This window comes from Streptococcus sp. KHUD_010 (genome assembly GCF_040207525.1).
GTDB lineage: Bacteria > Bacillota > Bacilli > Lactobacillales > Streptococcaceae > Streptococcus > Streptococcus hominis.
In genome coordinates this window covers 841703-868250 of the sequence record NZ_CP157941.1, presented here as the reverse complement: position 1 = coordinate 868250, position 26548 = coordinate 841703, and the positions used below count along the sequence as shown (strand labels likewise).

Below are 26548 nucleotides of genomic sequence, written 5' to 3'. Positions count from 1 at the left end.
AATGGACATTTACGTAAAAAAAGCTATTATTCATCAATTTGGTCCATCAGACACCGACCTTCTTTTAGCAGATAAATATCTTAATATTACTCCAAAAATTGAAGAATATCTTCGCAAGAAGATTGAACGTGTCTATTCAGATGAGGCCAAAACGGGTATTTTTACCGAAGATAATGTCTTTTTATCACATATTACAAAAGACCTTTTAGAAACCTCTGTCAGTATTGCCAACCTCTGGAAAGAGGAGTTTTCGGTGAGCGAAAATCAGAAAACCAACGATTTGATTTTTGTTCAATTTGACAAGGAAGGCGTGGAGCATTTTGCTTTTTTGCGGATTGCTCTGCGAGAAACACTCACTCACTTGGGTGGAGAAGTAGACAATCCCATCAAGATTACCCAGAACAATTTGCCGGGATTTGGTACAGGTGCCGATGAAGCCTTGATTATCAATCTTCAATCACGTAAATACCATTTGATTGAAAAACGGATTAAATACAATGGTGCTTTTCTCAATTATTTTTCTGATAATCTGTTACAAGTCAATCCTAAAATTTCTCCTAAAAAATCTATCAAAGCCTTAGAAAAAACGGCTCAAAAAGTTGCAGAAAGTTTTAATCAAGATGATTTTCAATTTCAATCCAAGGTTAAATCGTCTATTTTCAAAAATTTAGAAGAAAATGATGAATTATCACCAGAAAAATTAGCAGATGACTTGTTCGATAACAATCTGACAGCTCGTTTGACTTTTATTGATCAGGTTAAGGAAACAATTCCAGAAACTGTTAAATTTGATGAAATTGATAGTAGTCGGCAGAAGAAAAAATTTGAAAATCAAAAGCTCTCTCTTTCAAATGGAATTGAGCTTATTGTCCCCAATAACATCTATCAAGATGCGGAATCCGTAGAATTCATACAAAACGAGAATGGGACCTATTCCATTCTCATCAAAAACATAGAAGATATCCAAAGTAAATAATGTTTAAAATTCTTAGAAAATTGATCCTTCTCATTCTTTTAATCTTTGTTGGTTACAAGCTTGTTCAAGTTCATCATGATGTCAAGCAAGTGATGAACTACCGTAGCTTAGTAAGAGAAGTGCTAGACGAGCAAGATACTGCGGCCAATGAGGAACTAGTCCTTGCTATGATTTACACAGAAACAAAAGGAAAAGTTTCTGATGTCATGCAATCTAGTGAAAGTGCGACGGGTCAGAAAAACTCTATTTTAGATAATAAAGAAAGCATTCGTCAAGGTGTTCAGACTTTATCTGCGAATCTAAATGTAGCTCAAGAAAAGAAAGTAGATGTTTGGACCGCTGTACAAGCCTATAACTTTGGTCGAGCTTACATCGATTATATTGCAAAACACGGTGGCGAAAATACCCTTGATTTGGCAAAAAAATACTCCAAAAATGTCGTCGCACCAAGTTTAGGAAATGTGACCGGCAAAACCTATCCTTATTACCATCCCATCGCCCTCCTTCATGGCTCTAAGCTCTATATCAATGGTGGGAATTATTATTACTCCCGACAAGTTCAGATGAATATGCACATCATGAAAGTGATGAATTGGTTTTAATAACATCACACCCCTAGTAGCTTATTCCTACTAGGGATTTTCAAACAAATCAATTGTTATTTAGATTGTTGCATGTTATACTTAAAAATATATCTCACAGAAAGAAGCGATAAAAATGACGAAAAAAGCGGTCCTAACTACAGGACTTTTAACAGTTCTGATTGCTATTTCTGCTTTTTTATTTTACAACGTTGAAGCAGACGGTAAATTAGACAAAAAAAATTATGTGCAATCCACTACGCCAACCCTTTTCTTTCATGGTTATGGAAGTAGTGCCAATGTGGAGCGGCATATGACGAATGCAGCAAAAAAAGCAGGAGTAACAAAAACAGTTATTCGAGCAAATGTTGATAGAAATGGTGCAGTTACGTTGAGGGGAGACATTCCCAAAGGCGCTATCAATCCAATCGTAGAAGTGAATTACGAAGATAATCGCAATCCTATTGATGTTGGACGATATGCAAAAGCTGTCGTCAGCAAGCTACAGGAAAAGTATGGCTTTACAAAAATGAATATGGTAGGTCATTCTTTAGGAAATATGTCGATTTTGTATTATCTTTTAGAACATGCTCAAGATGAGAATTTGCCACAGCTGCAAAAACAAGTGAATATTGCGAATTTTGCTGCCGGTTTAGAAGCTATGGGCTTACCAGCTGATGTAAAAGTAGATAAAACGACAGGGAAACCAAATCAAGTCACACAAACTTTCCAAAGATTATTACCATTACGTGAAGTATTCCCACAAAATCAAATTGATGTTTTGAATATCTACGGTGATTACAAAAATGGCTCAGACGGTTCTGTTTTAAATGCTTCATCTCGCAGCTTGAAATATTTGGTTGCTGATAATGCCAAATCTTATCAAGAAAAGAAAATTACCGGCAAACTAGCACAACATAGCCAATTACATGAAAATCAAGAAGTAGATAAAATACTAATTCAATTTTTGTGGGGAAAATAAGCTGATAAATTTAAAAGCCAAACTTCTTATTTCTTGAGGTTTGGCTTTTTTGTTTTTATTCCCACTCGACCGTTGCTGGTGGTTTGCTAGTGATATCGTAGACAATGCGGTTGACATGGTCTACTTCATTGACGATACGAACAGAGATTTTTTGTAGTACTTTCCAAGGGACTTTAGCAAAATCTGCTGTCATTCCATCGATAGAAGTAATAGCACGAATGGCAATGGTATAATCATAAGTTCGACCATCACCCATAACACCGACTGAGCGAACACCAGTATTCACAGTGAAGTATTGCCAAATATCACGATCGAGTCCAGCTTTCACGATTTCTTCACGAAGAATGGCGTCGGATTCACGTACAGTTGTAAGTTTTTCTTCTGTAATTTCCCCCATGACACGTATAGCAAGTCCTGGACCTGGGAATGGCTGACGCCAAACAATTTCATCCGGCATACCAAGTTCTGTACCAAGCGCACGAACTTCATCTTTGTAGAGGGTGTTCAGAGGTTCAATCAGCTTGAACTGCATGTCTTCAGGAAGTCCACCGACGTTGTGGTGCGATTTGATTGTTTGAGCAGTATCTGTACCAGATTCAATCACATCAGTATAAAGTGTTCCTTGTGCGAGGAATTTTACATCTTTCAACTTACTTGCTTCATCATCAAAGACGTAGACAAATTCATTGCCGATGATTTTACGCTTTTGCTCTGGATCAGAAACACCAGCTAATTTATCAAGGAAACGTTTGGCAGCGTCTGCTTTGATGATATTCAGACCAAATTTTCCTCCAAGGGAATCCATGACTTGATCTGCTTCGCCCTTACGGAGCAATCCATGATCTACAAAGATACAGATAAGCTGGTCTCCGATAGCTTTTTGAAGGAGAACGCCAACAACGGATGAATCAACGCCGCCTGAGAGCCCAAGAAGAACACGTTTATCGCCAACCGTTTCTCGAATTCGCTTGATTTGCATTTCAATAAAGTTATCCATTGACCAGTCGCCTTTGGCGCCACAAATATTCAAAGCAAAATTGCATAGAATGTCATACCCATAAACAGAATGACGTACTTCAGGGTGGAATTGGATACCATAGATTTTCTTAGCTGGATTTTCAATAGCTGCAAATGGACAATCAGCAGAAGTTCCAGTTCGTACGAATCCTTGAGGAATTTCGGTAACAGCATCTCCGTGACTCATAAGAACGATTTGTTTTTCAGGAGTGCTTGCAAAAAGCTGTGAATCAGTATGAATAAGCTCTGATTGCCCATACTCACGGTTTCCGGCATTTCCAGCAGGTACAACTTTCCCACCTAATTTGTGAGTCAAAAGCTGCATTCCATAACAAATCCCTAGAATTGGAATACCCAATTCTAAAATTTCAGGGTCAAGATCAAATGAGCCTTCTTCATAGACAGAATTTGGTCCACCAGACAGGATAATTCCGACCGGATTTATCTCACGAACTTCAGCGGCTGTGATTTTATTGCTTTTTAGCTCAGAAAAAACACCAATCTCCCGAATACGGCGTGAGATGAGCTGATTATATTGGCTGCCATAATCCAATACAATGATTCTTTCAATATCTTGCAATTCAGTTGTAGTTGCCATTTCTTTCCTTTCTCAAATGAAACTTCTTTGTTTATTCTAACACAAAATAGAGACTTTTTCCAACAACATTAAGTAGCGATTGACTTTTATTTCAATTGATAATACAATGAAGAGAGGAAACTATTCTTGAAAGGGGTTACTATGCTTCCAGCCTATATTAAAATTCACGATCAAATAAAAAAAGAAATTGACGAGGAAATTTGGAAAATCGGGCAACGTCTGCCAAGCGAGCGCGATTTAGCTGAACAATTTGAAGTTAGTCGCATGACACTTCGTCAGGCAATCACTCTTTTAGTAGAAGAAGGAGTGCTGGAACGTCGTATGGGAAGTGGTACATTTGTAGCCAGTACGCGAGTTCAAGAAAAGATGCGCGGCACAACCAGCTTTACAGAAATCATCAAATCCCAAGGCAAGACACCTTCAAGCCAACTGATTTCTTACCGTCGAACACTGCCAAGTAAAGAAGAGGTCGAAAAATTAGGAATTGAAAAGACGGAAAATGTTGTCCGAATGGAGCGGGTACGATATGCGGATAATATTCCCGTAGTTTATGAAGTCGCTTCCATTCCAGAGAAATTCATCAAAAACTTTAATAAAGAAGAAATTACGAAGCATTTTTTCCAAACCTTGCAAGAGCACGGCTATAAAATTGGAAAATCTCAACAGACCATTTATGCTCGTCTTGCCAAAGAAAAGATTGCACATTATCTAGAAATCCCTAGAGGACATGCCATTCTTGGTTTGACACAGATTTCTTATTTTGATAACGGTACCGCTTTTGAATATGTTAAAAGTCAATATGTGGGAGAACGATTTGAATTTTATTTGGAAAACAATTGATTTGTTTTACATAATTTTATATACGTAAACACCCTTGCTGATTTAAGAGTGTTTTTTAGTGAGTAAAACTCTTCGCTAGTAGAGTTTATCTGTATTTTTTGATATAATGTTTTTTATGGAAATTGAAAAAACCAATCGAATGAATGCTCTTTTTGAGTTTTATGCAGCGCTTTTAACAGATAAGCAAATGAATTATATCGAGCTTTACTATGCGGATGATTACAGTTTGGCTGAGATTGCTGAGGAATTTCAAGTTAGTCGTCAGGCTGTTTATGACAATATCAAACGAACAGAAAAGATTCTCGAAGACTATGAAAAGAAGCTCCACATGTATTCAGACTATATCGTCAGAAGTCAGATTTTCGATCAAATAACGGAAAAATATGCTAATGATGCCTATTTACAAGAGCAAATCGCAATTTTATCTAGTATTGACAATCGAGAATAGTGAATTGTCGACTCAAAAATACCAAAACATCATCAATAACAATAACTAGGAGAAATAAAATTTATGGCATTTGAAAGTTTAACTGAACGTTTACAGAACGTTTTTAAAAATCTGCGTCGCAAGGGCAAAATTTCAGAGAGTGATGTTCAAGAAGCGACCAAAGAGATTCGTTTGGCACTCTTGGAAGCCGATGTAGCTTTGCCAGTTGTTAAAGACTTCATCAAGAAAGTTCGTGAGCGCGCTGTCGGACACGAAGTCATTGATACACTAAATCCTGCTCAACAAATCATCAAGATTGTTGATGAAGAATTGACCGCTGTATTAGGCTCTGATACGGCAGAAATTATCAAATCTCCAAAAATCCCGACTATTATCATGATGGTCGGTCTTCAAGGTGCTGGTAAGACTACGTTTGCCGGAAAGTTGGCCAATAAACTCAAGAAGGAAGAAGGCGCTCGTCCTTTGATGATAGCTGCTGATATTTATCGTCCGGCGGCCATTGACCAGCTTACAACTCTTGGTCAGCAAATCGATGTACCAGTCTTTTCACTAGGCACAGAAGTACCAGCAGTAGAGATTGTTCGTCAAGGTCTGGAGCAAGCCAAGGCTAATCACAATGACTATGTCTTGATTGATACGGCAGGTCGTTTACAAATTGATGAAAAGCTCATGAATGAGCTGCGCGATGTCAAAGCACTGGCTCAACCAAATGAAATCCTCTTGGTCGTAGATGCTATGATTGGTCAAGAAGCCGCCAATGTAGCTCGCGAATTCAACGCTCAGTTGGAAGTGACTGGGGTTATTCTGACTAAGATTGATGGCGATACACGTGGCGGTGCAGCTTTATCTGTCCGTCAAATTACTGGTAAACCAATCAAGTTCACTGGTACTGGTGAAAAGATTACCGATATTGAAACTTTCCACCCAGATCGGATGTCTAGCCGTATTTTGGGCATGGGAGATATGTTGACCTTGATTGAAAAAGCTTCTCAGGAGTATGATGAGCAAAAATCGCTTGAGATGGCTGAAAAAATGCGAGAAAACACCTTTGATTTCAACGATTTCATTGACCAGCTGGATCAAGTACAAAATATGGGACCAATGGAAGATTTGTTAAAGATGATTCCTGGCATGGCTAACAATCCTGCTATGAAGAATTTTAAGGTAGATGAAAACGAAATCGCCCGCAAACGTGCCATTGTTTCATCTATGACACCTACCGAACGGGAAAATCCCGACCTCCTTAATCCAAGTCGTCGCCGTCGGATTGCTGCAGGATCTGGTAATAGCTTTGTCGAAGTCAACAAATTTATCAAAGACTTTAACCAAGCGAAACAAGTCATGCAAGGTGTCATGTCTGGTGATATGAATAAAATGATGAAGCAAATGGGCCTCAATCCTAACAATTTACCGAAAAATATGCCAAATATGAACGGTATGGATATGTCAGCCCTTCAAAATATGGACATGTCCGCTTTAGGAGGAGCTGGGAATCCTGATATGAGCCAGATGTTTGGTGGCGGACTTAAAGGAAAAATTGGTGAATTTGCAACCAAACAAGCCATGAAACGCATGGCAAATAAAATGAAAAAAGCTAAGAAAAAACGGAAATAAACAAACGCAAAAAACAAGTCGCTTAATTTAAAGGAACGGCTTGTTTTTTTGTATAATTGCAATCATTGAATAGGAGATATTGTATAAAACTTCCTCTAGCATCTTTCCGAAAAACTATAATTTTCTTGAAAAAAATACAGGAGTGTGCTATACTTCTATTTATAGAAAACGATGGAGAATATCTTAATGAAACGCGAAATATTGTTAGAAAGAATTGAAAAACTAAAGGCCATCATGCCTTGGTACGTTTTGGAATACTATCAGTCTAAATTGACTGTTCCATACAGTTTTACAACCTTATATGAATATCTCAAAGAATATGATCGCTTTTTTCATTGGATTTTAGACTCTGGAATTGCTGATGGGTCGCAGATTGCAGAAATTCCTCTGTCAGTGTTGGAAAATATGACTAAAAAAGACATGGAAGCGTTTATTCTTTACTTACGGGAGCGCCCATTGCTGAATGCTAATACTACGCAAAACGGAGTATCACAAACCACCATTAACCGTACTCTTTCTGCTCTCTCTAGCCTTTATAAATATTTAACTGAAGAGGTGGAAAACGAGAATGGGGAACCTTATTTCTATCGTAATGTCATGAAAAAAGTGTCTACTAAGAAAAAGAGAGAGACTTTAGCTGCGCGCGCTGAAAACATCAAACAAAAACTATTTTTGGGTGAAGAAACTGAGCAATTTTTGAATTATATAGATGAAGAATATCCTAAAAAGTTATCAAATCGTGCTCTCTCCTCTTTTGACAAAAATAAAGAGAGAGATTTAGCCATCATAGCACTGCTTCTTGCGTCTGGCGTTCGTCTATCCGAAGCAGTAAATCTTGATTTGAAAGATCTGAACCTCAAAATGATGGTCATCGAAGTTACTCGTAAGGGCGGAAAAAGAGATTCTGTCAATGTTGCAGCCTTTGCCAAAGCTTATTTAGAAAGGTATCTGGAGGTTCGCTCTAAACGTTATAAAGCTGAAAATTCAGACACTGCCCTCTTTTTGACAGAATATAGAGGTGTTCCTAACCGGATTGATGCTTCTAGCGTAGAAAAGATGGTTGCTAAGTATTCTGAAGATTTCAAAGTTCGAGTGACACCTCACAAACTCCGCCATACACTGGCTACTCGACTTTATGATGCTACTAAATCTCAAGTTTTGGTCAGTCATCAGCTAGGACATGCCAGTACCCAAGTTACAGACCTCTACACCCATATTGTTAATGACGAACAAAAAAATGCATTGGATAACTTATGATTTTTACATATTTAAACTTATGTAAAATCTTCTCCTTGAAATTAAACCAAAAACAACTGACTCTCTTACATTATTAATTAGAGTCAGTTGTTTTTTTATTCCACAATCGCTTCTGCAATTTCTTCTTGGCTAATTCCAGCGAAATAGCGAGCAATTTCCAGGTTTTCAAGAGCTTTTAAAACGTCCTCGCGCTCATACTTGACGCCTTTCAAAGCTTCTTCTACTGCTACTACGTCCTCGATACCAAAGAAGTCGCCGTAAATTTTAATATTTTCAATCTTCGACTCAACAACATTGGCAAAGATTTCGACCTTACCACTAGTAAACTTGGTACCACGATGAACATTGTACTCTGGCGATTTGCCATAATTCCAATCCCAAGTAGCAAATTTAGTTTCCTTGATATGGTTGATTTCATCTAGTTCATCATCGGAGAAGACATATTCTGTCATTTCTGGATATTCTTTCTTCATATAGTCTAGCAGGAGGTCGCGAAATTGCTCGACAGTAATCTTTTCAGGCAATTCATCAACGATATTGGTTACACGAGCGCGAACAGATTTGACTCCTTTGGACTCAAACTTATCTTTGGAAACTTTTAAGGCATTCGCCAAGACAGATAACTCTACGTCAAACAGCAAGCAACCGTGATGCATGATTCGACCATTAATATAAGCCTGAGCATTGCCACAGAATTTTTTTCCGTCAATTTCCAAATCGTTGCGCCCTGTAAATTCTGCTTTTACACCTAATTCTTCCAAAGTCTTGATGACCGGAATAGAGAAGCTCTTAAAATCAAAGGCTTTGTTCTCAGTTTCTTTGGAAATGATGGTGTAGTTGAGATTGTTATAGTCATGATAGACAGCTCCGCCTCCACTGATACGACGAACAACCTCAATGCCATGCTCTCGGACATAGTCACGATTGATTTCTTCAATGGTATTCTGATGACGTCCGACAATGATAGACGGTTTATTGACCCAAAGCAAGAAAATCATATCTTCATCAAGGAGATGCTTGAAGGCATACTCCTCAAGAGCAATGTTGAAAGCTGTATCGTTACTATTATTGATAATGTATTTCATAGTGCCTCTTATCTTTTCTTAAGGGCATGAATAGCCATGCCGAGTACATCTGCAAATGCTTCATACATCACTTCTGAATAAGTTGGGTGGCCGTGGATGGTCTTGAGCATTTCTTCAACAGTGATTTCCATTTCGATGATGCTTGATGCTTCGTTGATTAATTCTGCAGCTGCAGGACCAATGATGTGAACTCCAAGGATTTCTCCGTATTTCTTATCAGCTATAACTTTAACGAAGCCTTGAGCCGCATCAGAAGCGATCGCACGGCCATTAGCCGCGAAGTTGAATTTACCGATAGCAACATCGTATTTCTCACGAGCTTGTTCTTCAGTCAGACCGACTGCCGCAACTTCTGGCAAAGTGTAGATGGCTGCTGGAGTTAGATTTAATTTAGCAACTACGTGATTGCCTTTGAGAGCATTCTCTGCAGCTACTTCCCCCATACGAAAAGCTGCATGCGCCAACATCTTGGTACCGTTAATGTCTCCGGGCGCGTAAATTCCTGAAACAGAAGTTTCCATATATTCATTGACCTTGATACGACCGCGGTCTAGTTCAAAGTCAACCTCGCCAATTCCCTCCAAATCAGGTACGCGTCCAATAGAAAGCAAAGCTTTATCAGCTATGATATCTTCTTTTCCTGCAACTTTGATGCGGAGCTTGCCATTTTCTTCGACAATTTCTTCCAGCTTGGTCTCTGTCAAAATGGTCATGCCCTTGCGCTCAAGAATGAGCCGAAGGTTTTTAGAGACTTCTGCATCCATAGCTGGAACAATCCGATTCATCATTTCGACAACCGTCACCTTGCTACCAAAGGTCATGAAAGCCTGTCCTAGCTCAATACCAACAACGCCACCACCAATGATTACTAAACTTTCTGGAACTTCCTTCATATCCAGGATATCATCGCTAGTCATAACAAGTGGTGATTCCATACCTGGAACGTTAATCTTGCTGACTTTTGATCCACCAGCTAAGATAATCTTCTTGGTCTCAAGAAGTTCAGCACCATTCACCAAGACATTCTTATCTTTGGTAATGGTACCAATTCCTTTGTGAACATCAACACCGTAGCTGCGAAGCAGACCTGCAACGCCTCCGACAAGTGTATTGACAACCTTGTTTTTGGTTTCCAGGACTTTATCCATATTGACGGTAAAGTTTGGATTTTCAATGATAATACCGCGGTTTGCTGCATGGTCTAGGCTTTCAATAATTTCCGCATTGTGAAGATAGGTCTTGGTTGGAATACAGCCACGATTGAGGCAAGTTCCACCTAGTTCAGATTTTTCAACAAGAGCAATCTTGCCTCCTAATTGAGCTGCTTTAATAGCTGCCACATAGCCAGCTGGTCCGCCACCAATAACAACAATATCATAAGCGTCATCACTCTTATTATCGTCGTTAGAAGTTGTGGCTGCAGTTGGTGTTGAACTAGCATCTGAAGCAGCCACAGCAGTCGGAATATTTTCTCCTTCTTCGCCCAGATAACCGATAACTTCCGTTACAGGAACAGTCTCGCCATCCCCTTTCAAGATAGCAATTAGATAGCCGTCTTCTTCTGCTTCTAATTCCATACTGACTTTATCTGTCATGATTTCCAGAAGGATTTCTCCTTCTTTTACAAATTCGCCAACTTTTTTATTCCATTGAACAATCTGTCCTTCTGTCATATCAACGCCGGCTTTTGGCATAATTACTTCTAAGGCCATGTTTTTATTTTCCTCTCATTTAAACTTTTTCTTACACCAACATTGAAATCGGGTCTTCAATTAGTGTTTTCAGGTCTTTCATGAATTTAGCACCTGCCATGCCGTCCACGATTCGGTGGTCAATGGTTAATCCAAGACTCATGATTGGTCGAATCACAATTTCTCCGTTTACTACGACTGGTTTTTCAATGGTTGAGCTAACTCCCAAAATTGCAGAATTGGGCTGATTGATAATTGGTCCGAAAGATTGAACACCAAACATTCCTAGATTGCTAATCGTAAAAGTTGAGTTTTGCAATTCGCTTGGCGCTAATTTCCCGTCTAAAGTCCGACCAATCACATCCTTGAAGGCAACGACTAACTCAGACAGACTCATTTTTTCGGCATTGTAAACCACCGGTGTCATAAGCCCGTTGTCCATACCAACAGCCATAGCCAGATTGACATAATTGTGCATGATAATGGTTTGCCCATCTTCTGTCAGAGACGAATTGAGATAAGGGTGCTTCATCAAAGTTTTGACAACAGCCATAGAAAGTAAATCCGTGACCGTGATTTTCTTTCCTGTCGCTTCCATGATTGGCTCTAAAACCTTTTTGCGTAGCGCCAACAGTTCTGTCATATCTACATCATAGTTGAGAGTAAAAGTTGGCGCTGTCAGATAAGAATCCACCATTCGTTTTGCAATGACCTTCCGCATTGGCGTCATTGGAAGGCGTTCAATTTCTCCATAAGGAATGATGTTGTCAGGTATTTCTTCCGCTTTCTCAATCTGAGCAGGTGACTTGATGCTGTCTGAGTCAACATTTTCAGGAAGCAAAGTCAGAACGTCCTTCTTCATAATCTTGCCGCGAATACCTGTCCCTTGGATTTCCTGCCAAGCGATATTATTTTCTTCTGCAATACGTTTTGCAAGGGGCGTAATTTTCACAATATTGAATTCTCGATAACTTTCGATATCTTCTTTATGAACTCGTCCCTTTGCGCCAGTACCAGATACGTCATAGAGATTGATACCCAAGTCATCTGCTAATTTTCTAGCAGCAGGGGTCGCTCTTAACTTATCATCAATCATAGCTTCTCCTATTTCTTTTTTTATTGATTGTTCTTTAATCTTGAGCTATTTTTGTTTTTGCATAATTTTAGTTATGTGAAATATTGTAATCAATATCAATTTCAGTTTTATTCTTTATTGTAAGTCTTATGAATAGCATCTTTGATACTTTCAACTGTCGGAATCATGGCGTTTTCAAGATTCTGGGCGTAAGGCATGGGTACATCTTCACCAGCACAGCGGCGAATTGGTGCATCCAAATAGTCAAATGCCTCTGATTCGGAAATGATAGCAGAAATTTCACCGATATAACCACTAGTTTTGTGGGCATCATTAACCAGAACGACTTTTCCTGTTTTCTTGACTGAGTTGATAATGATATCCTTGTCCAGAGGCACCAAAGTACGTGGATCCACCACTTCTACCGAAATGCCTTCTTCTGTCAATTCTTCAGCTGCTTGCATAACCCTGCGGAGCATTTTTCCATAGGTCACAACTGTCACATCCGTCCCCTCTTTTTTGATGTCACCAACACCGAGAGGGATTGTATAATCAGGATCAAGCGGAACTTCGCCTTTTTGGTTGAATTCTGACTTGTACTCAAGAATAATAACAGGATTGTTGTCGCGGATTGAGGATTTCAACAAGCCTTTCATATCTGCAGGAGTTCCAGGTGCAACAACCTTTAAACCCGGAATGTGTGTGAACCAAGATTCCAAAGATTGTGAGTGTTGAGCAGCTGATCCGACACCATTTCCAGCTGCGCAGCGAATTGTCATCGAAACTTGACCTTTGCCACCAAACATATAACGAGTCTTAGCGGCTTGGTTGACAATTGCATCCATGGCAATGACAGAAAAATCCATAAAAGTCATATCTACAATTGGGCGTAGCCCAGTCATGGCCGCTCCTGCTGCAGCTCCTGAAATAGCTGCTTCAGAAATTGGACAATCACGTACTCGTTCTGGACCGAATTCTTCTAACATTCCGACGGATGTTCCGAAATCTCCTCCGAAAATACCGACATCTTCTCCCATTAACAACACATTTTCATCAAGACGCATTTCCTCAGACATGGCAAGGATAATGGTGTCACGGAAGGACATTGTTTTTGTTTCCATTATTGTTCAATCTCCTCTCTTAGTCCGCGTAAATATCTTCAAAAGCTGATTCAAGCGGTGGAAATGGACTTTCCTCTGCAAATTTTACAGATGCTTCCACTGCTTCTTTAACCTCTGCTTGGATAGCTTCTAACTCTTCATTGCTTGCAATCTGATTTGCGAGTAAATATTTACGAAGATTTTCAATTGGGTCTTTTTTCTTCCACTCCTCAACTTCTTCACGTGTTCGATATTTACCTGGGTCAGAAGATGAATGTCCCAACCAGCGATAAGTAACACTTTCAATCAAAACAGGTCCTTTACCACTTCGAACATATTTAATAGCTTTTTGAAAGCCCTCATAGACCTCAATGACGTTATTCCCGTCTGGGATAAACATGCCAGGAATACCATAAGCGGCACTCCGCTCGTGAATGTGCTCTATATTGGTCATTTTCTTAATATCCGCAGAAATACCATAGCCATTATTGATACAATAAAAAATCACTGGTAACTTCCAAATAGAAGCCATATTAACCGCTTCATGAAAAACACCTTCGTTCGTTGCTCCGTCACCAAAGAAACAGGCAACAATCTTTCCCGTATGATGCATTTGCTGAGTAAGGGCGGCACCTACCGCAATCCCCATGCCTCCGCCAACGATACCATTTGCTCCTAAGTTTCCAGCATCCAAATCAGCAATGTGCATGGAGCCACCTTTTCCTTTGCAGGTGCCGTTGTATTTGCCCATGATTTCTGCCATCATGCCGTTCAGGTCAATTCCTTTGGCAATCGCCTGACCATGACCACGGTGGTTAGAAGTAATCAAATCATCAGGATTGAGGGCCAGCATAGCTCCAACGCTAGCTGCTTCTTCTCCGACAGAAAAGTGAGTCATGCCTGGCACTTTCCCCTTTTTTACGAGTTGAGCAATTTTTAAGTCCATCCGACGGATCTCTTCCATCTTACGAAACATCTCTAGTAAAAGATTTTTATCTAAAGTTGTCATAGTCAAGCCTTTCTATGAGTGTAATTCTATAATTTCATTCTATCCAAACTAAAAAATACTGTCAAAATTTATGCTTGAACAATTTCACAAAGAAAAATCAGCTAACCTTGCTGGCAAGCTGATTTGAATTGACTAAATAAAAATTTCACAAATGGGTATTTCTACTTTTTCCCAAAATCCTCTATCATTTGATCGATTTCCGAACGACTTGATGTTGTCAAAATATAATGAACATCTCCTTGTAACTCTGCAAATGCCTTTGGCATGATTTTGACTGCTTTTAATTTATCGCCGTACTTTGCACGCAATTCTTCTTCTGAATACACATAATTTGATGTTGAACGGCGTGAAGTAACCAAGCCATATTGTGCTTCGACTTGAGGTTGTGGGAAGGGGTCCCCATTCACAATATCTGCATATCCACTATAAAGGTCAATGGAGTGAGCAAAGTTATACAAATCAATCGTAAAAGCACCTGCTGGACGATTATTGTATTCTATGGCAATATAATCATCTCCGTCACGGAATAATTCAATATGGAAGAAACGTTCTTTCATGCCAAATGCTTTAATAATAGCTTCCCCATATTGACGTAATTTTGGATCCATATCTTTTATAATATAATATGAGTTTTCATAATGATTCAAAACTAAGTCTAAAGGAGTATAAGCATAGTCAAAAGTCGTTGAAAACACAATATTTCCTTTTGAATCGAGTAATCCGTCAAACGTGCAAATTTGTCCAGAGTCAACGAATTTTTCAAAGAAATAAACGGTTTGCTTATCCCATTCTTGTTTAAATTGTTCAACATCTTCAGTGGTTTCCAATTTATAAGTTCCAGCTGCGCCAACTCCATTGTCTGGCTTCGCAATCATCGGAAGTCCAATTTTACTGACAGCCATGTCAACTGCCTGCAAGGTTTTTACAATTTGACCAGGAACGACAGGAACACCAGCTTTTTTAAAGAGCTTCTTCATTTCAGACTTAAACTTTGTCTTTTTCAAGTCTTTTGGTTTTGGTCCGGTAACATTAAACTGTTCACGCAATTTTGCATCTTGGTTCAACCAATATTCATTGTGTGACTCAATGCGGTCAATTGGTCCGTGCTTGTAAAAAAGGAAAGCTACAGCACGTTTAACTTCATCGAGATTTTCTAGATTTTCCACACGAAAATATTCTGTTAAAGCATTCTTCAAAGGTTGATCTAATTGATCATAAGGCTCTTGCCCAATCCCCAAAACAGTAATTCCTTTGTTAGCAAGTTCAACGGTAAATTGTTGAAAATTTTGTGGATAATAAGGTGAAATAACGATATAGTTCATAATATTGTTTCCTTTCTAATCATAGATTTAATTGACTTAGAAAATAAGGCATTTGCTTGCGCCACCAAATCCAGTCATGCGAAACATCATATCCCCATTCAGCAAACCATGCAGGAATGTTCTTATGCTCGAAGGCTTCTTTTAAGGTGTAGAAAGAAGGTAGTCCATCCTGCTCCCATGCACCAAGTCCTGTACAGACAATGATATCAGCATTGCGATAGTGGTCAATAAACCAGCCATCGTTTTGATTCCAAATATAATCTGCTGGTGAATTTTGATAAATTGCTTCATCATCCAAACAATCACCAACAAAGAAGCGGGCATCGTAAACCCCGCTCAGTGCAATGACTTTATTGAAGACATCGGGGTGCTGGAGAAAGAAATTAACAGCGTGATAGGCTCCCATAGAGCAACCTGTTGTCATCATCGGATCAAACCAACCTGTTTTATGCTTGATAAAAGGAATAGCTTCCTCAATGACATAGTGCTCATAAGCTCGGAGCATTTCTGCGCGGTCGTGAGGAGCTTTCCAATCAGCCAACCAGCTTTCACTATCTACACTACTCAAAGTGAAAAATTGGATTTTTCCTGTTTCGATAAACCATGAACAAGCCTCAATCATACCAAAATCTGCATATTCATTGTGACTGCCACCAGACGAAGCAAAAACGACTACAGGCATTCCAGCGTGCCCATAACGATTCACATACATTTCACAGTTTAAATGACTGCTCCAATGACTTAAAAACTCAACATGCATATAAATTCTCTCCTCATATTCTTAATTAATTTATTTACCATTTTTCGCTAAAGAAGCGAAGACAATCAGGTAAATGCTCAGCCCAGACTACTTCATTGTGCTCTGCTCCAGCTTGGATATGAAACAACAGATTTTCCAAATCTAAACCGCCCGCTATTAACTGACGGAAGTAGGTTAATGACGAATCAATATAAGCTTGCTTGATATTGCCAGCCATTAAGGTTTTATCGGTGTCATCTGCCTCTTCTGTTCCAACATAAATATAAATCCGCTGATCTGCTAATAAGTTATTGCGTTCTATATAACGATTGAACGCTTCCTGATGCAGCCAGTTTGCAGATGAGAAAACACCCAAACAGCCAATTTGCTCTTGGTATTCAATTCCCATAAACTGAGTAATGTTTCCGCCTAAAGAAGAACCAACCATAGCCGTGTGCGCTCGGTCTGACTTTGTACGATAATGCTCATCAACAAAGGGTTTAACAACTTCCATGACAAACTCCGCATACTCTGTCCCCTTGCCGCCAAATTGCATACCTGGAATAGTTGATTCTTGATATTTCCATGCAGAATACTCATTCATTCGATTAAAACCGTCATTGTCAATCGCCACCACAATCATTTTTTCAATGTCGGGATTTCTCTTAATCGTTGGAATGATTTTCCAAGAATGTCCACTAAAAGACTCTTTACTATAAAGGACATTTTGACCGTCGTGAAAATAAACTACAGGATAGGATTTCTGAGTATCTTGCTCATAATTTCTAGGAAGTAGTACTCGAACACGACGCTTTTGTTTGCTATAAGGCACTTCTAATGCATGTTCCCTTACTTCAAGGTAAAAATAGGATTGATTCATTGTCAGAAAACTTTCTATTTTCAAAATTTTTATTTATTATATCATAAAATATGCAAAAAAGTTAGGGAATTCCTAACTTTTTTAATACTTTTATAACAAATCATCATTATTTCTATCTTTTTCAAAAGAAAACTAGAGATTTTGATAATTTTTGATAGCTTGTAGCGCTCGTTTTGCTATTTTTTCATAGCGTTCTTTTTTGTCTCGAATACGTGGACCGTCCAACTCCTTGATAATTCCAAAATTGACATTCATTGGCTGGAAATGTTTGCTATCAGCATGCGTGATATAATGAGGTAAGCTTCCAATAGCAGTTGTTTCTGGAAAGACTAGAGCTTCTTCTCCATTGAAAAGTCTAGTTGCATTGATACCGGCTACCAGCCCAGATGCAGCGGATTCCACATACCCTTCTACACCGGTCATCTGACCTGCAAAGAAGATATTCTCTTGTTTTTTAGACTGGAACGTCTGTGTCAGGAGATTTGGTGAATCCATGTAAGAATTGCGGTGCATCACGCCATAGCGGACAAATTCTGCATTTTCTAATCCCGGAATCATCCGAAAAACGCGCTTCTGTTCTCCCCATTTGAGATGAGTTTGAAAACCAACGATATTATAAAGGCTTCCAGCTGCATTGTCTTGACGAAGCTGAACGACTGCATAGGGTGTCTTAAATTCACCGTCACGAGGTCCTTTATAGTCATCTGGGTATTCCAAACCAACTGGCTTCATAGGACCGTAGAGCATGGTTTTTATTCCTCTTTTTGCCATCACCTCAATCGGCATACAGCCTTCAAAGTATTTTTCTTTTTCAAAGCTATTTAACGGTGCTTCCTCGGCATTTACCAAAGCGTCATGAAAAGCCATAAACTCATTCTTAGTCATAGGAGCATTGAGATAAGCAGCCTCTCCCTTGTCATAGCGAGATTTGAGGTAAACTTTCTCCATGTCAATTGTATTGACATCTACGATCGGTGCCGCCGCATCATAAAAATAGAATCCAGCTCCACCATTTAGCGCGTGAATCTTTTCAGCAAGTGTATCACTTGTCAAAGGTCCCGTCGCAATAACAGTAATCGTATCATCAGGAATTTTGGTGATTTCCTCACGAATAACTTCGATTAAAGGGTGGTTTGTCACCTCATCAGTCACCATTTGTGAAAAACCGTCACGGTCAACTGCTAATGCTCCTCCAGCAGGAATACGCGTAGCTTCTGCTGATCTCATAATGATAGAATCCAAACGTCGCATTTCTTCTTTTAAGAGACCAACCGCATTCGTTAGCGAATCCCCCCGTAGAGAGTTAGAACAGACTAGCTCTGCAAAATCACTAGTCTTATGTTGCGGAGTAGATTTCACTCCTCGCATTTCATACAGCTTAACAGGAATACCGCGTTTAGCAATTTGATAAGCTGCTTCGCTACCTGCAAGACCAGCTCCTATGACATTGATGTAAGATTGAGACATGAAACAAATACCTCTTTGGGAGGAGACTCCCACAAATCTTTCTAATTATTCTTAACCATTATAACAGAAAAAGCCCCTACTGACGAGTGAGACTTTCTAGAATGCAAATACACTAACTTATTAGTATCCATCCTCAAACATTGGTGTAAAGAATATAATGATTGGTCATGTATCTATTTCTTTAACATTTTTTCCAGATAAGCAATTTTAACAAAATCCTTATCATTATTTTGGTCATTTCGATAGGAATCTTGCGAAGATGCTGTGTAAATCTTAAGATATTGTTCAGCATCAGGAAGAAAATAAATTACCCCTGCTGTTTCATGTTTTACCAATTCATCTAAAGGAATCCCAGCAAAGTTTTCCAAAGTATTCATGCTACCAAATTCAACCGATAGATTTCCTTTTTGAAATTCGTGCTCGTGCAAATCTACTAATTGGTAGCCAATCCGGTTCATAATCATTTCAATCTTTTCAAAATCATAAATTCGCTCCTCATCAGGAGCCCCCCAACCTCTTGGGTCTCCCGGCACATGAATATCAATATCTCGCGCTTGCCAATCTCGACCAGTTACCTGTTCAAGTCCTAATGAGCCCATAAGAAGAGGAGTGATTTCGATTTTGTTCAACTCTCTTGTAATTTTAAAAAATTCATCAAATTTCTCTTTCATACAGTTCCCTTTGCTATATGTAAAGAAAGTTTACATAAAATAAATTATGCAAACATCTTTAATTTATTTTACTTTTTCTTCTTCATAGTCGCCATTACTGCAGACAACTTGTTTGCCACCACCACGAACCTTCTTTTCTACAAGATACTGACCACATTTCGGACAAGAGCGACCGACTGGTTTATCCCAGGAAGTAAAGTCACAATCTGGGTAGCGATTGCAGCCATAGAAAAGGCGATTGCGTTTGGTTTTGCGTTCAATGATTTGCCCTTTGTGACACTTAGGACACTCTACACCGATTTCTTTGACAATCGCTTGAGTATGACGACAGTCAGGAAAATTGCTACATGCATAGAATTTACCATAGCGGCCCAATTTGATAACCATAGGACTTCCACAGACTTCACAGTCAAATCCAGCAGGTTCATCTTTGATTTGAATTTTTTCCATTTCAGTTTCTGCTTTTGCAACTTCTTTTCCAAACGGCTTATAAAATTCATCAATGACCTTTTGCCATTGCTCTTTTCCTACTTCTACATCATCTAGCTTAGCTTCCATATCAGCGGTAAATTTCACATTGACAATATCTGGGAAAAATTCAACAATCAGAGAGTTCACGATTTCTCCCAGTTCAGTTGGCTCAAAGCGCTTAGAAACTAATTTGACATAGTAGCGTTTTTGAATAGTTTCGATTGTTGGTGCATAAGTTGATGGACGTCCGACACCATTTTCTTCCAATGTCTTAATCAAGGTCGCTTCAGAATAACGAGCAGGTGGTTGTGTGAAATGCTGTTCAGGATTGGTATTGACCCGTTTCACTATGTCACCCTTTTCCATATCAGGCAACATTTTATTCTTATCAGAATCGTTGTAAATAGCTAGATAACCGTCAAATTTAACTTGACTACCATTTGCAGCAAATTGAACACCGTTTTGCTCCAATTTCACACTCATAGTGTCAAATACTGCTGCAGTCATTTGACTAGCTACAAAACGATTCCAAATCAGCGTGTATAGCTTTAATTGATCTTTATCTAGATATTTCGCGATATTTTCAGGTGTGTTGAACACACTTGACGGACGAATCGCTTCATGGGCGTCTTGTGCGCCAAAAGCATTTCGGATTCTACTGCCGTGTTTAGAATATTTCTCACCAAAACGATCTGTAATGAAGGTTGCAGCTTCGTTTTGAGCTACCGGACTAATACGAGTGGAGTCTGTACGCATATAGGTAATCAAACCTTGCACACCAGATCCGATATTAATTCCTTCGTAGAGCTGCTGAGCAACCATCATCGTCTTACGAGTTCGGAAATTAATTTTATTGGCAGCATCCTGCTGCATAGATGATGTGGTATAAGGTAGCGGAGCGTTGCGCTTGCGTTCCTTTTTCTCAACGCTTTCGACAGTAAATTCATCGCCTTTGATATGAGAAAGAACGTTTTTTACATCATCGTTGGTAGCAAGCTTCATTTTCTTGCCATTCATGCCGTAAAAGCTTGCTTGAAATTGACGAGGTCCTTTTTTGAAAGTTCCATCAATCGTCCAATACTCTTCTGGTTTAAAAGCATTGATTTCATTTTCACGGTCAATGATGAGCTTCAAGGCAACAGATTGCACACGTCCAGCTGACAATCCCTTTTTGACTTTTTTCCAGAGAATTGGAGAGATAGAGTACCCCACAATACGGTCAAGGACACGACGCGCTTGTTGAGCATCTACCAAATCCATGTCAATCTGGCGCGGTTCTTTAAAAGCATTTTTAACTGCATCTTTCGTGATTTCGTTGAAAACAACACGGTTTTTATCTGTCTCGTCCAAATTTAGAATATGTGCCAAATGCCAAGAAATGGCTTCTCCTTCACGGTCCGGGTCACTTGCAAGATAGACTTGTTTCGCTTTTTTAGCTTCTTTTTTCAAATCATTGATAAGAGGCCCTTTTCCGCGAATATTGATATATTCTGGCTCATAGTTGTTTTCAAAATCGATGGACATGGTAGACTTTTTCAAATCGCGAATATGTCCAACGCTGGCTAAAACCTTGTAGTTCCGCCCTAAATATTTTTCGATTGTTTTTGCTTTAGCTGGCGACTCTACAATCACCAAATTTTTTTTCATTGCTGTTTTTTTCTTTGTTTTTGTTACCAATGTAAACACCTTCTAAAAGTAATAAACCTCATAGAGTTTAAACTATTTTTTTTAAGATGTCAACTAGTAACATTCTCTTATAGGAGAACTTGTTTTAAAATTGGAATTCAGAAAGTACGTCAGCGCCTGATGTGACGCACTTTGCACCCTCTTGAATCAAATGATGACAGCCATCACTTCTGCCGTCTAAAATTGACCCTGGAATAGCAAACACATCTCGTCCTTCTTCCATTGCGCGCTCACAAGTAATTAGACTTCCTGAGCGCATTTTGGCTTCAGCGACAATAACGCCCCTACACAAACCTGCAATAATGCGATTCCGTTCTGGAAAATGAAATTTCAATGGTTCTGCTTCGGGACCATATTCACTAAGCACAAGGTGATGTTCTCCCAAATACGATTGGAGTTTTTTATTTGCTCTTGGATAAAAAACATCTAAACCGGTTCCAATAACGGCAATCGTTCGACCGCCATTTTGCAACGCTGCCATGTGAGCTGACGTATCAATTCCGCGCGCTAAGCCGCTTACGATAACTAGCTCATTGTTTAGCTCTTTAACAATTTTTTGAACAGATTGACTGCCTGTTCGGCTACTATTGCGACTTCCCACAACAGCTACTTTCGGTAATTTTAACAAATCCAAGTTTCCTTTGTAGAAAAGGAGAACGGGTGGATTGTAAATTTCACTCAAATCCCAAGGATACACATCATCCAAGATAGAAAAAGACGGAAATTTTTTAAATTCTTGACATAATAAATCACCATCTAGCTGCAGATATTTTTCAATGAAAAGAGCTGGATTACGGCATTCCGACACAACTGCCATATCTTTTACTGATAATTCTTTTTCTTGTATCTCAGCATACGAAAGAACATTGATGACCTGTTGGTTGGTCAAGCCGGCTTCTTTTAATTTATAAATATCAAAATTATCCATTTTATCATTCCTTTTACTTTCATTAATATCTTTCAAAGATACTATTCGTAAAAGAAATGAAAAAACGAGAAATTCTCGTTTTTTACATTTTATCTAATTCTTTAATAATCCGAGCTGGGTTGCCAGCCAAAACAATATTATCACCATAAGATTTGGTAACAACCGAGCCTGCTCCAACGACGACATTGTCTCCTAATGTTACTCCAGGTAAAATCGTTACACCGCCACCCGCCCAGAAATTATCGCCAATGATAATTGGTGCACCGTATTCTATACCTGATATGCGTTCTTGTGCATCTAAAGGGTGGAGAGGGGTCAGAAGTTGACAATTTGGTCCAAACAATGCATTTTTTCCAATAGTAATTGGACAAACATCAAGCATGGTCAAATTCCAATTAGAATAGAAATTATCTCCTAAGTGAATGTTGATACCATAATCGCAGACAAAGTTTGGTTTCATCGAAATGTTCTCACCAGTTGAACCGAACCATTCTTTTACGAGTTTACTTCTTTTTTTACCGTCCTGTTCTGCATTAAATGCGTATTGAAATTGACGAGAACGTGTTACCAATTTTCGTAATTCGGAATCTTGCGGATTGTATAATTCTCCCGCAATCATTTTTTCATATTCAGTTTTCATTGACTTTCCTTTTCATTCTTGATAAGTGAATGGTTAGATACATTTGTTCGTCATCAGACATCTGATAATTGCGCGTTTGCTTAAGATATTGGGTAATCTTTGTTGTCGTTTCATAAGCTGACGGATACTTAATTTTTAGTAAATCAAACATATCGTTGTCGTCTAACTCCTGATGTCCGGTGTCCGTTAAAACACGTTCGCAAAAAAATTTCAGATGCGTAATAAAGCGCTGAACATAAATATCCTCGTCATCTAATGAGATCTCTAAGCTGTATTTGACGATTGTCATGATTTCTTCTATTAGCTGTGTCAAATCTTGAGCGGCTACATTACCATTATCTAATTCAGCATTGACAATGGTCAAAGCCATAAAACCTGCTTCATCTAAAGGTAAATCTTGTCCTAAATAGCCACCCAACAATTGATTGGCATACTTGCCAACTTCAAATTCGTCAGGGAAAAATCGCTTAATATCCCACATGAGGAAATTTTTCATAAAGAAATGATCTTGGACACGTAAAACTACACCATACAGGTGATCAGCCATTGCTAAAAAGGCACCATCTTGCAATTTTTTATTTATTTTTGCATGTGCGTAAGTGATAATTTTATCAGCCATTTCTATGATGTCAGCAGGTAATTCCAACAATAATTCACGCTTGTTTTCTGACAAAACATACTTTTTCTCAATCAGATTATCCCGAATATCATCTCCTGCTTTACATCCAAAAGCCAGTCCGCATCCCATCAACACTACTTCTTGGTGATTTTCTTCAGAAATGACCACATTATTATTTAAAACTTTAGTAATAATCATCCCTTGTCCTCGACTTCTTCAAGCATGGATTTAATTGGTTCAAAAGTTTTGCGATGAATAGGAGTGATTCCTTTTCGTTTCAATCCATCTAAATGATGCTGGGTTCCATAACCAACATTATGTGCAAAGTCATAACCTGGATAAGTTAGCTCATAATCAGTCATCATGCGATCTCTAGTTACCTTGGCTACGATCGAAGCGGCCGCAATAGACAGTGAATTGGCATCTCCTTTGATGATAGACAGTTGCGGTATTGGAATATCTAGCTGCATGGCATCAATCAAGAGATGTTGCGGAGAGATTTCAAGATTTCCCACAGCTTCTAACATAGCTAATTTCGTCGCTTCATAGATATTCACCTTATCAATCACTTGATTATCCTTGACACCAATACCAACTGCAACGGCTTGTTTTAGCACTTCTTGATAGATTTCTTCATGCTTTTTCTTGGGAATTTTCTTGCTATCGTTGAGACCTTTGATTTTACAGTTTTTAGGTAAAATAACTGCGGCTGCCACAACAGGACCTGCTAAGGGACCACGACCAACCTCATCAATCCCAGCGATATATTGGCAACCAGTAGCATAAAGCTCTTTTTCGTATCGTAGCATTTGCTCCAAACGACAGTCTTCGTCCAATTCAGCTTGGATTTGTTTTTTACGCTTCATAATGAGCTTGTGGACACCAGCCCGACTATCATCTCGAAATTGCTCAAAAACAGGACTCTCTATGTCTGTTATTTCAGATAAGATTTCTTGAATCTCTTTAATTGTCGCCATGTATCTCACCTAAAGTATCCAAAGTATAACGTCCTAACTTGCCATCGCGAATATCTTTTATGAAAAGACGATAAAAGCGGTCATAGTCATCTCGAAATCCTAATTTTTGTGTCATATCCATAATGATTTCAGGTGCTTCTTCTTCCAAGTCCATTTGCTTGAACCGTTCTTGAAGCTCCTTTGGATAATGTTCTTTGAAATAATTGATTCCAAAAATAGTAACCTCATCCATTGGAAGCAAATCGTCTTTAATTGCTCCTGTTAAAGCGAGTTTCAAAGCAACTTTTTCATCTTCAAACTTAGGCCAGAGAATTCCTGGCGTATCTAAAATTTCCAAATCCTTATTTGACTTGAGCCACTGTTGCCCTTTGGTAACACCTGGTTTATTTCCAGTCACAGCAATTTTTTTTCCGGCTAAACGATTCATCAGTGTAGATTTTCCGGCATTAGGAATCCCGATAATCATGGTTCGCAATGTTTCAATTTGGATTCCGCGCTCTTTTTGCCGAGCGATTTTCTCTTTCATCAAAGACTGAGCTGCTTCCGTGACTTTTTTAACAGTTGATTGTTCTTTAGAATTGATTGCCAAGGTCTTGATACCTTGACTTTCAAAATATCTTCGCCACTCTTTCGTCAGATCAGAATCAGCTAAATCCGCCTTATTTAAAATAAGAAGCTTGGGCTTATCGCCCACGATTTTAGTTAGCATAGGATTTTGACTAGATAATGGTAAACGCGCGTCTACTAAAATTGTCACAAAATCCACAAATTTGATATTTTCTTGTACTTGTCTCCGAGCCTTGGACATGTGTCCCGGAAACCATTGAATAGTAGCCATGAAAACCTCTTTCTTACACTAGTTTAACATCTTCATTATACCAGAATTTTAGCTAATCCGCATTGATAAATCATGCAACAAAAAATCACCTTTCAAAAACAAAAGGCAATTTTTGAATCTTAATGATACAAAACAGGCTTTCTATCTTGCTTATCGGTAAACGGAAGTCTTGGTTCGCGAATCCGTTTCACATAGTCAACAATTTCTTTCCCTTCATGGTCAAATTCCACAACAGCAAAAAATTGATCGTGGTAAAAGAAAAATTTATAATGATTTTCAAATGCTTCCTTGAGCCATTTTTCTTTTGCAATAACGGAACACATGGGGTAATCATCTACAGCAGCACCCCATACAGGCTTGCGATGCGCGTGAGTTAAGAGCAAGTCTGCCATATGAATCATGGTTTCATTTCCTTGTTTCAGCAAAATGATACTATGACCATTGCTATGACCACCAGTATGAACCATTTGAATTTCTGGTATGACATTTAAGTATTCCGTAAATGTCTCAACTTGATGTTGAATAGGTTCCCAATTTTCTCTGAGATAAGTCCCTTTAGTCCGATTATTTGGGTTCATCATCTCGTACCATTCAATATCATTTACAAAAATCTTAGCATTGGGAAAAGTTGAAACCAACTGATAATTTTCATTTAATTTCGTCAATCCACCAGAGTGATCGTGATGCATGTGAGTCATTAACACATAAGAAATATCTTCAGGAGTCAAACCTAAAAGTTCCAAGCTCTCTTCAATTCTGCTTTCAGATAAAATCCCTAAATTTCGTCTTTGTTTATCAGATAGTTTCGCAGTGTTAAAACTTGCATCAATTAAATAATTTTTATTTTTGTATTGAATCAATATTTGATCGGTTAATTCAACCATCATATTTTCTTCAGTTGTTGGATAATAGCGTGACCAAACAACTTTTGGTACAGGACCAAATAAAGTGCCTGCATCTGTCATTTTGTCAACTCCACGTAACCAAATTAATTTCATGTCTCCAAATTGATACTCTTGTAGAGCGAGTTCTGTCAT

25 protein-coding genes are annotated in these 26548 nt (G+C 38.7%); 7 read left to right on the top strand and 18 right to left on the bottom strand.

Features of this window, described 5'->3' with window-relative positions; genetic code table 11:
• The first annotated feature begins 1 nt into the window (after position 1).
• From ABKA15_RS04300 to ABKA15_RS04290, 3 genes are all read left to right on the top strand, one after another.
• Positions 2 to 976 carry a nucleoid-associated protein gene (locus ABKA15_RS04300; RefSeq protein ID WP_049513291.1) on the top strand — a complete coding sequence of 325 codons (975 nt, stop codon included), beginning with the start codon at positions 2 to 4 and terminating at the stop codon, positions 974 to 976.
• Entirely contained in the window at positions 976 to 1578 is a 603-nt protein-coding gene (locus ABKA15_RS04295; protein ID WP_106388323.1) for a lysozyme family protein, read from the top strand. Before ABKA15_RS04300 ends, ABKA15_RS04295 begins: the two co-directional genes overlap by 1 nt.
• A gap of 115 nt (positions 1579 to 1693) precedes the next feature.
• Positions 1694 to 2539, top strand: a complete 846-nt coding sequence (locus ABKA15_RS04290) for an alpha/beta hydrolase (RefSeq protein WP_049513288.1) — start codon at positions 1694 to 1696, stop codon at positions 2537 to 2539.
• A gap of 55 nt (positions 2540 to 2594) precedes the next feature.
• Here the strand turns inward: ABKA15_RS04290 and guaA are convergent, their stop codons facing one another.
• Complete coding sequence (gene guaA, locus ABKA15_RS04285; protein WP_049513286.1) at positions 2595 to 4154, bottom strand: glutamine-hydrolyzing GMP synthase; 1560 nt, start codon at positions 4152 to 4154, stop codon at positions 2595 to 2597.
• Positions 4155 to 4295: 141 nt separating this feature from the next.
• On the opposite strand from guaA, the gene ABKA15_RS04280 reads away from it, so the two are divergent.
• The 4 genes from ABKA15_RS04280 to xerS all read left to right on the top strand — a co-directional run bounded on the left by ABKA15_RS04280 (position 4296) and on the right by xerS (position 8313).
• On the top strand, positions 4296 to 4994 hold the full coding sequence (locus tag ABKA15_RS04280; RefSeq protein ID WP_022525842.1) for a GntR family transcriptional regulator: 699 nt from the start codon (positions 4296 to 4298) through the stop codon (positions 4992 to 4994).
• Positions 4995 to 5109: 115 nt separating this feature from the next.
• Positions 5110 to 5442: a putative DNA-binding protein gene (locus ABKA15_RS04275; RefSeq protein ID WP_003034487.1), complete on the top strand. Its 333-nt coding sequence runs from the start codon at positions 5110 to 5112 to the stop codon at positions 5440 to 5442.
• Positions 5443 to 5505: 63 nt separating this feature from the next.
• Positions 5506 to 7056 carry a signal recognition particle protein gene (gene ffh / locus ABKA15_RS04270; protein WP_022525125.1) on the top strand — a complete coding sequence of 517 codons (1551 nt, stop codon included), beginning with the start codon at positions 5506 to 5508 and terminating at the stop codon, positions 7054 to 7056.
• A 186-nt stretch (positions 7057 to 7242) separates the two neighbouring features.
• Complete coding sequence (xerS, locus tag ABKA15_RS04265) at positions 7243 to 8313, top strand: tyrosine recombinase XerS (RefSeq protein WP_049513283.1); 1071 nt, start codon at positions 7243 to 7245, stop codon at positions 8311 to 8313.
• Between the two features lie 95 nt (positions 8314 to 8408).
• Here xerS and ABKA15_RS04260 read toward each other — a convergent pair whose 3' ends face one another.
• The 17 genes from ABKA15_RS04260 to ABKA15_RS04180 all read right to left on the bottom strand — a co-directional run bounded on the left by ABKA15_RS04260 (position 8409) and on the right by ABKA15_RS04180 (position 26548).
• Positions 8409 to 9398 carry a lipoate--protein ligase gene (locus ABKA15_RS04260; RefSeq protein WP_049513281.1) on the bottom strand — a complete coding sequence of 330 codons (990 nt, stop codon included), beginning with the start codon at positions 9396 to 9398 and terminating at the stop codon, positions 8409 to 8411.
• Between the two features lie 8 nt (positions 9399 to 9406).
• Entirely contained in the window at positions 9407 to 11110 is a 1704-nt protein-coding gene (lpdA, locus tag ABKA15_RS04255; protein ID WP_049513279.1) for a dihydrolipoyl dehydrogenase, read from the bottom strand.
• A gap of 31 nt (positions 11111 to 11141) precedes the next feature.
• Positions 11142 to 12185, bottom strand: a complete 1044-nt coding sequence (locus ABKA15_RS04250; RefSeq protein ID WP_049513277.1) for a dihydrolipoamide acetyltransferase — start codon at positions 12183 to 12185, stop codon at positions 11142 to 11144.
• 107 nt (positions 12186 to 12292) lie between these two features.
• Positions 12293 to 13285 (bottom strand): alpha-ketoacid dehydrogenase subunit beta, encoded by a 993-nt coding sequence (locus tag ABKA15_RS04245; RefSeq protein ID WP_049513275.1) that lies wholly within the window; start codon positions 13283 to 13285, stop codon positions 12293 to 12295.
• Between the two features lie 19 nt (positions 13286 to 13304).
• On the bottom strand, positions 13305 to 14273 hold the full coding sequence (locus ABKA15_RS04240; RefSeq protein WP_049513274.1) for a thiamine pyrophosphate-dependent dehydrogenase E1 component subunit alpha: 969 nt from the start codon (positions 14271 to 14273) through the stop codon (positions 13305 to 13307).
• 161 nt (positions 14274 to 14434) lie between these two features.
• A complete protein-coding gene (locus ABKA15_RS04235; protein WP_049513272.1) occupies positions 14435 to 15595 on the bottom strand; it encodes an ATP-grasp domain-containing protein in 1161 nt (386 codons plus the stop codon).
• Positions 15596 to 15614: 19 nt separating this feature from the next.
• Positions 15615 to 16355 (bottom strand): alpha/beta hydrolase-fold protein, encoded by a 741-nt coding sequence (locus ABKA15_RS04230; RefSeq protein WP_049513270.1) that lies wholly within the window; start codon positions 16353 to 16355, stop codon positions 15615 to 15617.
• 34 nt (positions 16356 to 16389) lie between these two features.
• Positions 16390 to 17214: an alpha/beta hydrolase gene (locus ABKA15_RS04225; RefSeq protein ID WP_049513268.1), complete on the bottom strand. Its 825-nt coding sequence runs from the start codon at positions 17212 to 17214 to the stop codon at positions 16390 to 16392.
• A 132-nt stretch (positions 17215 to 17346) separates the two neighbouring features.
• Positions 17347 to 18681: a methylenetetrahydrofolate--tRNA-(uracil(54)-C(5))-methyltransferase (FADH(2)-oxidizing) TrmFO gene (gene trmFO / locus ABKA15_RS04220; RefSeq protein ID WP_049513266.1), complete on the bottom strand. Its 1335-nt coding sequence runs from the start codon at positions 18679 to 18681 to the stop codon at positions 17347 to 17349.
• Positions 18682 to 18854: 173 nt separating this feature from the next.
• Positions 18855 to 19352 carry a hypothetical protein gene (locus ABKA15_RS04215; protein WP_049513264.1) on the bottom strand — a complete coding sequence of 166 codons (498 nt, stop codon included), beginning with the start codon at positions 19350 to 19352 and terminating at the stop codon, positions 18855 to 18857.
• A gap of 63 nt (positions 19353 to 19415) precedes the next feature.
• A complete protein-coding gene (gene topA / locus ABKA15_RS04210) occupies positions 19416 to 21509 on the bottom strand; it encodes a type I DNA topoisomerase (protein WP_152907028.1) in 2094 nt (697 codons plus the stop codon).
• An 85-nt stretch (positions 21510 to 21594) separates the two neighbouring features.
• Positions 21595 to 22437: a DNA-processing protein DprA gene (dprA, locus tag ABKA15_RS04205; RefSeq protein WP_049513260.1), complete on the bottom strand. Its 843-nt coding sequence runs from the start codon at positions 22435 to 22437 to the stop codon at positions 21595 to 21597.
• 82 nt (positions 22438 to 22519) lie between these two features.
• Positions 22520 to 23077, bottom strand: coding sequence for a sugar O-acetyltransferase (locus ABKA15_RS04200; protein WP_049513258.1), 558 nt, complete (start codon positions 23075 to 23077; stop codon positions 22520 to 22522).
• The gene (locus ABKA15_RS04195) at positions 23067 to 23894 is read right to left on the bottom strand and encodes a PRD domain-containing protein (protein WP_049513256.1); all 828 of its coding nucleotides are present in this window, start codon (positions 23892 to 23894) and stop codon (positions 23067 to 23069) included. Before ABKA15_RS04195 ends, ABKA15_RS04200 begins: the two co-directional genes overlap by 11 nt.
• On the bottom strand, positions 23891 to 24673 hold the full coding sequence (locus ABKA15_RS04190) for a ribonuclease HII (RefSeq protein WP_049513254.1): 783 nt from the start codon (positions 24671 to 24673) through the stop codon (positions 23891 to 23893). The genes ABKA15_RS04195 and ABKA15_RS04190 overlap by 4 nt, the downstream gene beginning before the upstream one ends.
• Entirely contained in the window at positions 24660 to 25511 is an 852-nt protein-coding gene (gene ylqF, locus ABKA15_RS04185; protein ID WP_049513251.1) for a ribosome biogenesis GTPase YlqF, read from the bottom strand. Before ylqF ends, ABKA15_RS04190 begins: the two co-directional genes overlap by 14 nt.
• Before the next feature lie 119 nt (positions 25512 to 25630).
• Complete coding sequence (locus ABKA15_RS04180; protein ID WP_049513249.1) at positions 25631 to 26548, bottom strand: MBL fold metallo-hydrolase; 918 nt, start codon at positions 26546 to 26548, stop codon at positions 25631 to 25633.

Bases quoted from the DNA above. Each gene is read 5' to 3' on its own strand.
- ABKA15_RS04300 (WP_049513291.1), top strand. From the start codon at position 2: ATGGACATTTACGTAAAAAAAGCTATTATTCATCAATTTGGTCCATCA.
- ABKA15_RS04295 (WP_106388323.1), top strand. From the start codon at position 976: ATGTTTAAAATTCTTAGAAAATTGATCCTTCTCATTCTTTTAATCTTT.
- ABKA15_RS04290 (WP_049513288.1), top strand. From the start codon at position 1,694: ATGACGAAAAAAGCGGTCCTAACTACAGGACTTTTAACAGTTCTGATT.
- guaA (WP_049513286.1), bottom strand. From the start codon at position 4,154: ATGGCAACTACAACTGAATTGCAAGATATTGAAAGAATCATTGTATTG.
- ABKA15_RS04280 (WP_022525842.1), top strand. From the start codon at position 4,296: ATGCTTCCAGCCTATATTAAAATTCACGATCAAATAAAAAAAGAAATT.
- ABKA15_RS04275 (WP_003034487.1), top strand. From the start codon at position 5,110: ATGGAAATTGAAAAAACCAATCGAATGAATGCTCTTTTTGAGTTTTAT.
- ffh (WP_022525125.1), top strand. From the start codon at position 5,506: ATGGCATTTGAAAGTTTAACTGAACGTTTACAGAACGTTTTTAAAAAT.
- xerS (WP_049513283.1), top strand. From the start codon at position 7,243: ATGAAACGCGAAATATTGTTAGAAAGAATTGAAAAACTAAAGGCCATC.
- ABKA15_RS04260 (WP_049513281.1), bottom strand. From the start codon at position 9,398: ATGAAATACATTATCAATAATAGTAACGATACAGCTTTCAACATTGCT.
- lpdA (WP_049513279.1), bottom strand. From the start codon at position 11,110: ATGGCCTTAGAAGTAATTATGCCAAAAGCCGGCGTTGATATGACAGAA.
- ABKA15_RS04250 (WP_049513277.1), bottom strand. From the start codon at position 12,185: ATGATTGATGATAAGTTAAGAGCGACCCCTGCTGCTAGAAAATTAGCA.
- ABKA15_RS04245 (WP_049513275.1), bottom strand. From the start codon at position 13,285: ATGGAAACAAAAACAATGTCCTTCCGTGACACCATTATCCTTGCCATG.
- ABKA15_RS04240 (WP_049513274.1), bottom strand. From the start codon at position 14,273: ATGACAACTTTAGATAAAAATCTTTTACTAGAGATGTTTCGTAAGATG.
- ABKA15_RS04235 (WP_049513272.1), bottom strand. From the start codon at position 15,595: ATGAACTATATCGTTATTTCACCTTATTATCCACAAAATTTTCAACAA.
- ABKA15_RS04230 (WP_049513270.1), bottom strand. From the start codon at position 16,355: ATGCATGTTGAGTTTTTAAGTCATTGGAGCAGTCATTTAAACTGTGAA.
- ABKA15_RS04225 (WP_049513268.1), bottom strand. From the start codon at position 17,214: ATGAATCAATCCTATTTTTACCTTGAAGTAAGGGAACATGCATTAGAA.
- trmFO (WP_049513266.1), bottom strand. From the start codon at position 18,681: ATGTCTCAATCTTACATCAATGTCATAGGAGCTGGTCTTGCAGGTAGC.
- ABKA15_RS04215 (WP_049513264.1), bottom strand. From the start codon at position 19,352: ATGAAAGAGAAATTTGATGAATTTTTTAAAATTACAAGAGAGTTGAAC.
- dprA (WP_049513260.1), bottom strand. From the start codon at position 22,437: ATGGATAATTTTGATATTTATAAATTAAAAGAAGCCGGCTTGACCAAC.
- ABKA15_RS04200 (WP_049513258.1), bottom strand. From the start codon at position 23,077: ATGAAAACTGAATATGAAAAAATGATTGCGGGAGAATTATACAATCCG.
- ABKA15_RS04195 (WP_049513256.1), bottom strand. From the start codon at position 23,894: ATGATTATTACTAAAGTTTTAAATAATAATGTGGTCATTTCTGAAGAA.
- ABKA15_RS04190 (WP_049513254.1), bottom strand. From the start codon at position 24,673: ATGGCGACAATTAAAGAGATTCAAGAAATCTTATCTGAAATAACAGAC.
- ylqF (WP_049513251.1), bottom strand. From the start codon at position 25,511: ATGGCTACTATTCAATGGTTTCCGGGACACATGTCCAAGGCTCGGAGA.
- ABKA15_RS04180 (WP_049513249.1), bottom strand. From the start codon at position 26,548: ATGACAGAACTCGCTCTACAAGAGTATCAATTTGGAGACATGAAATTA.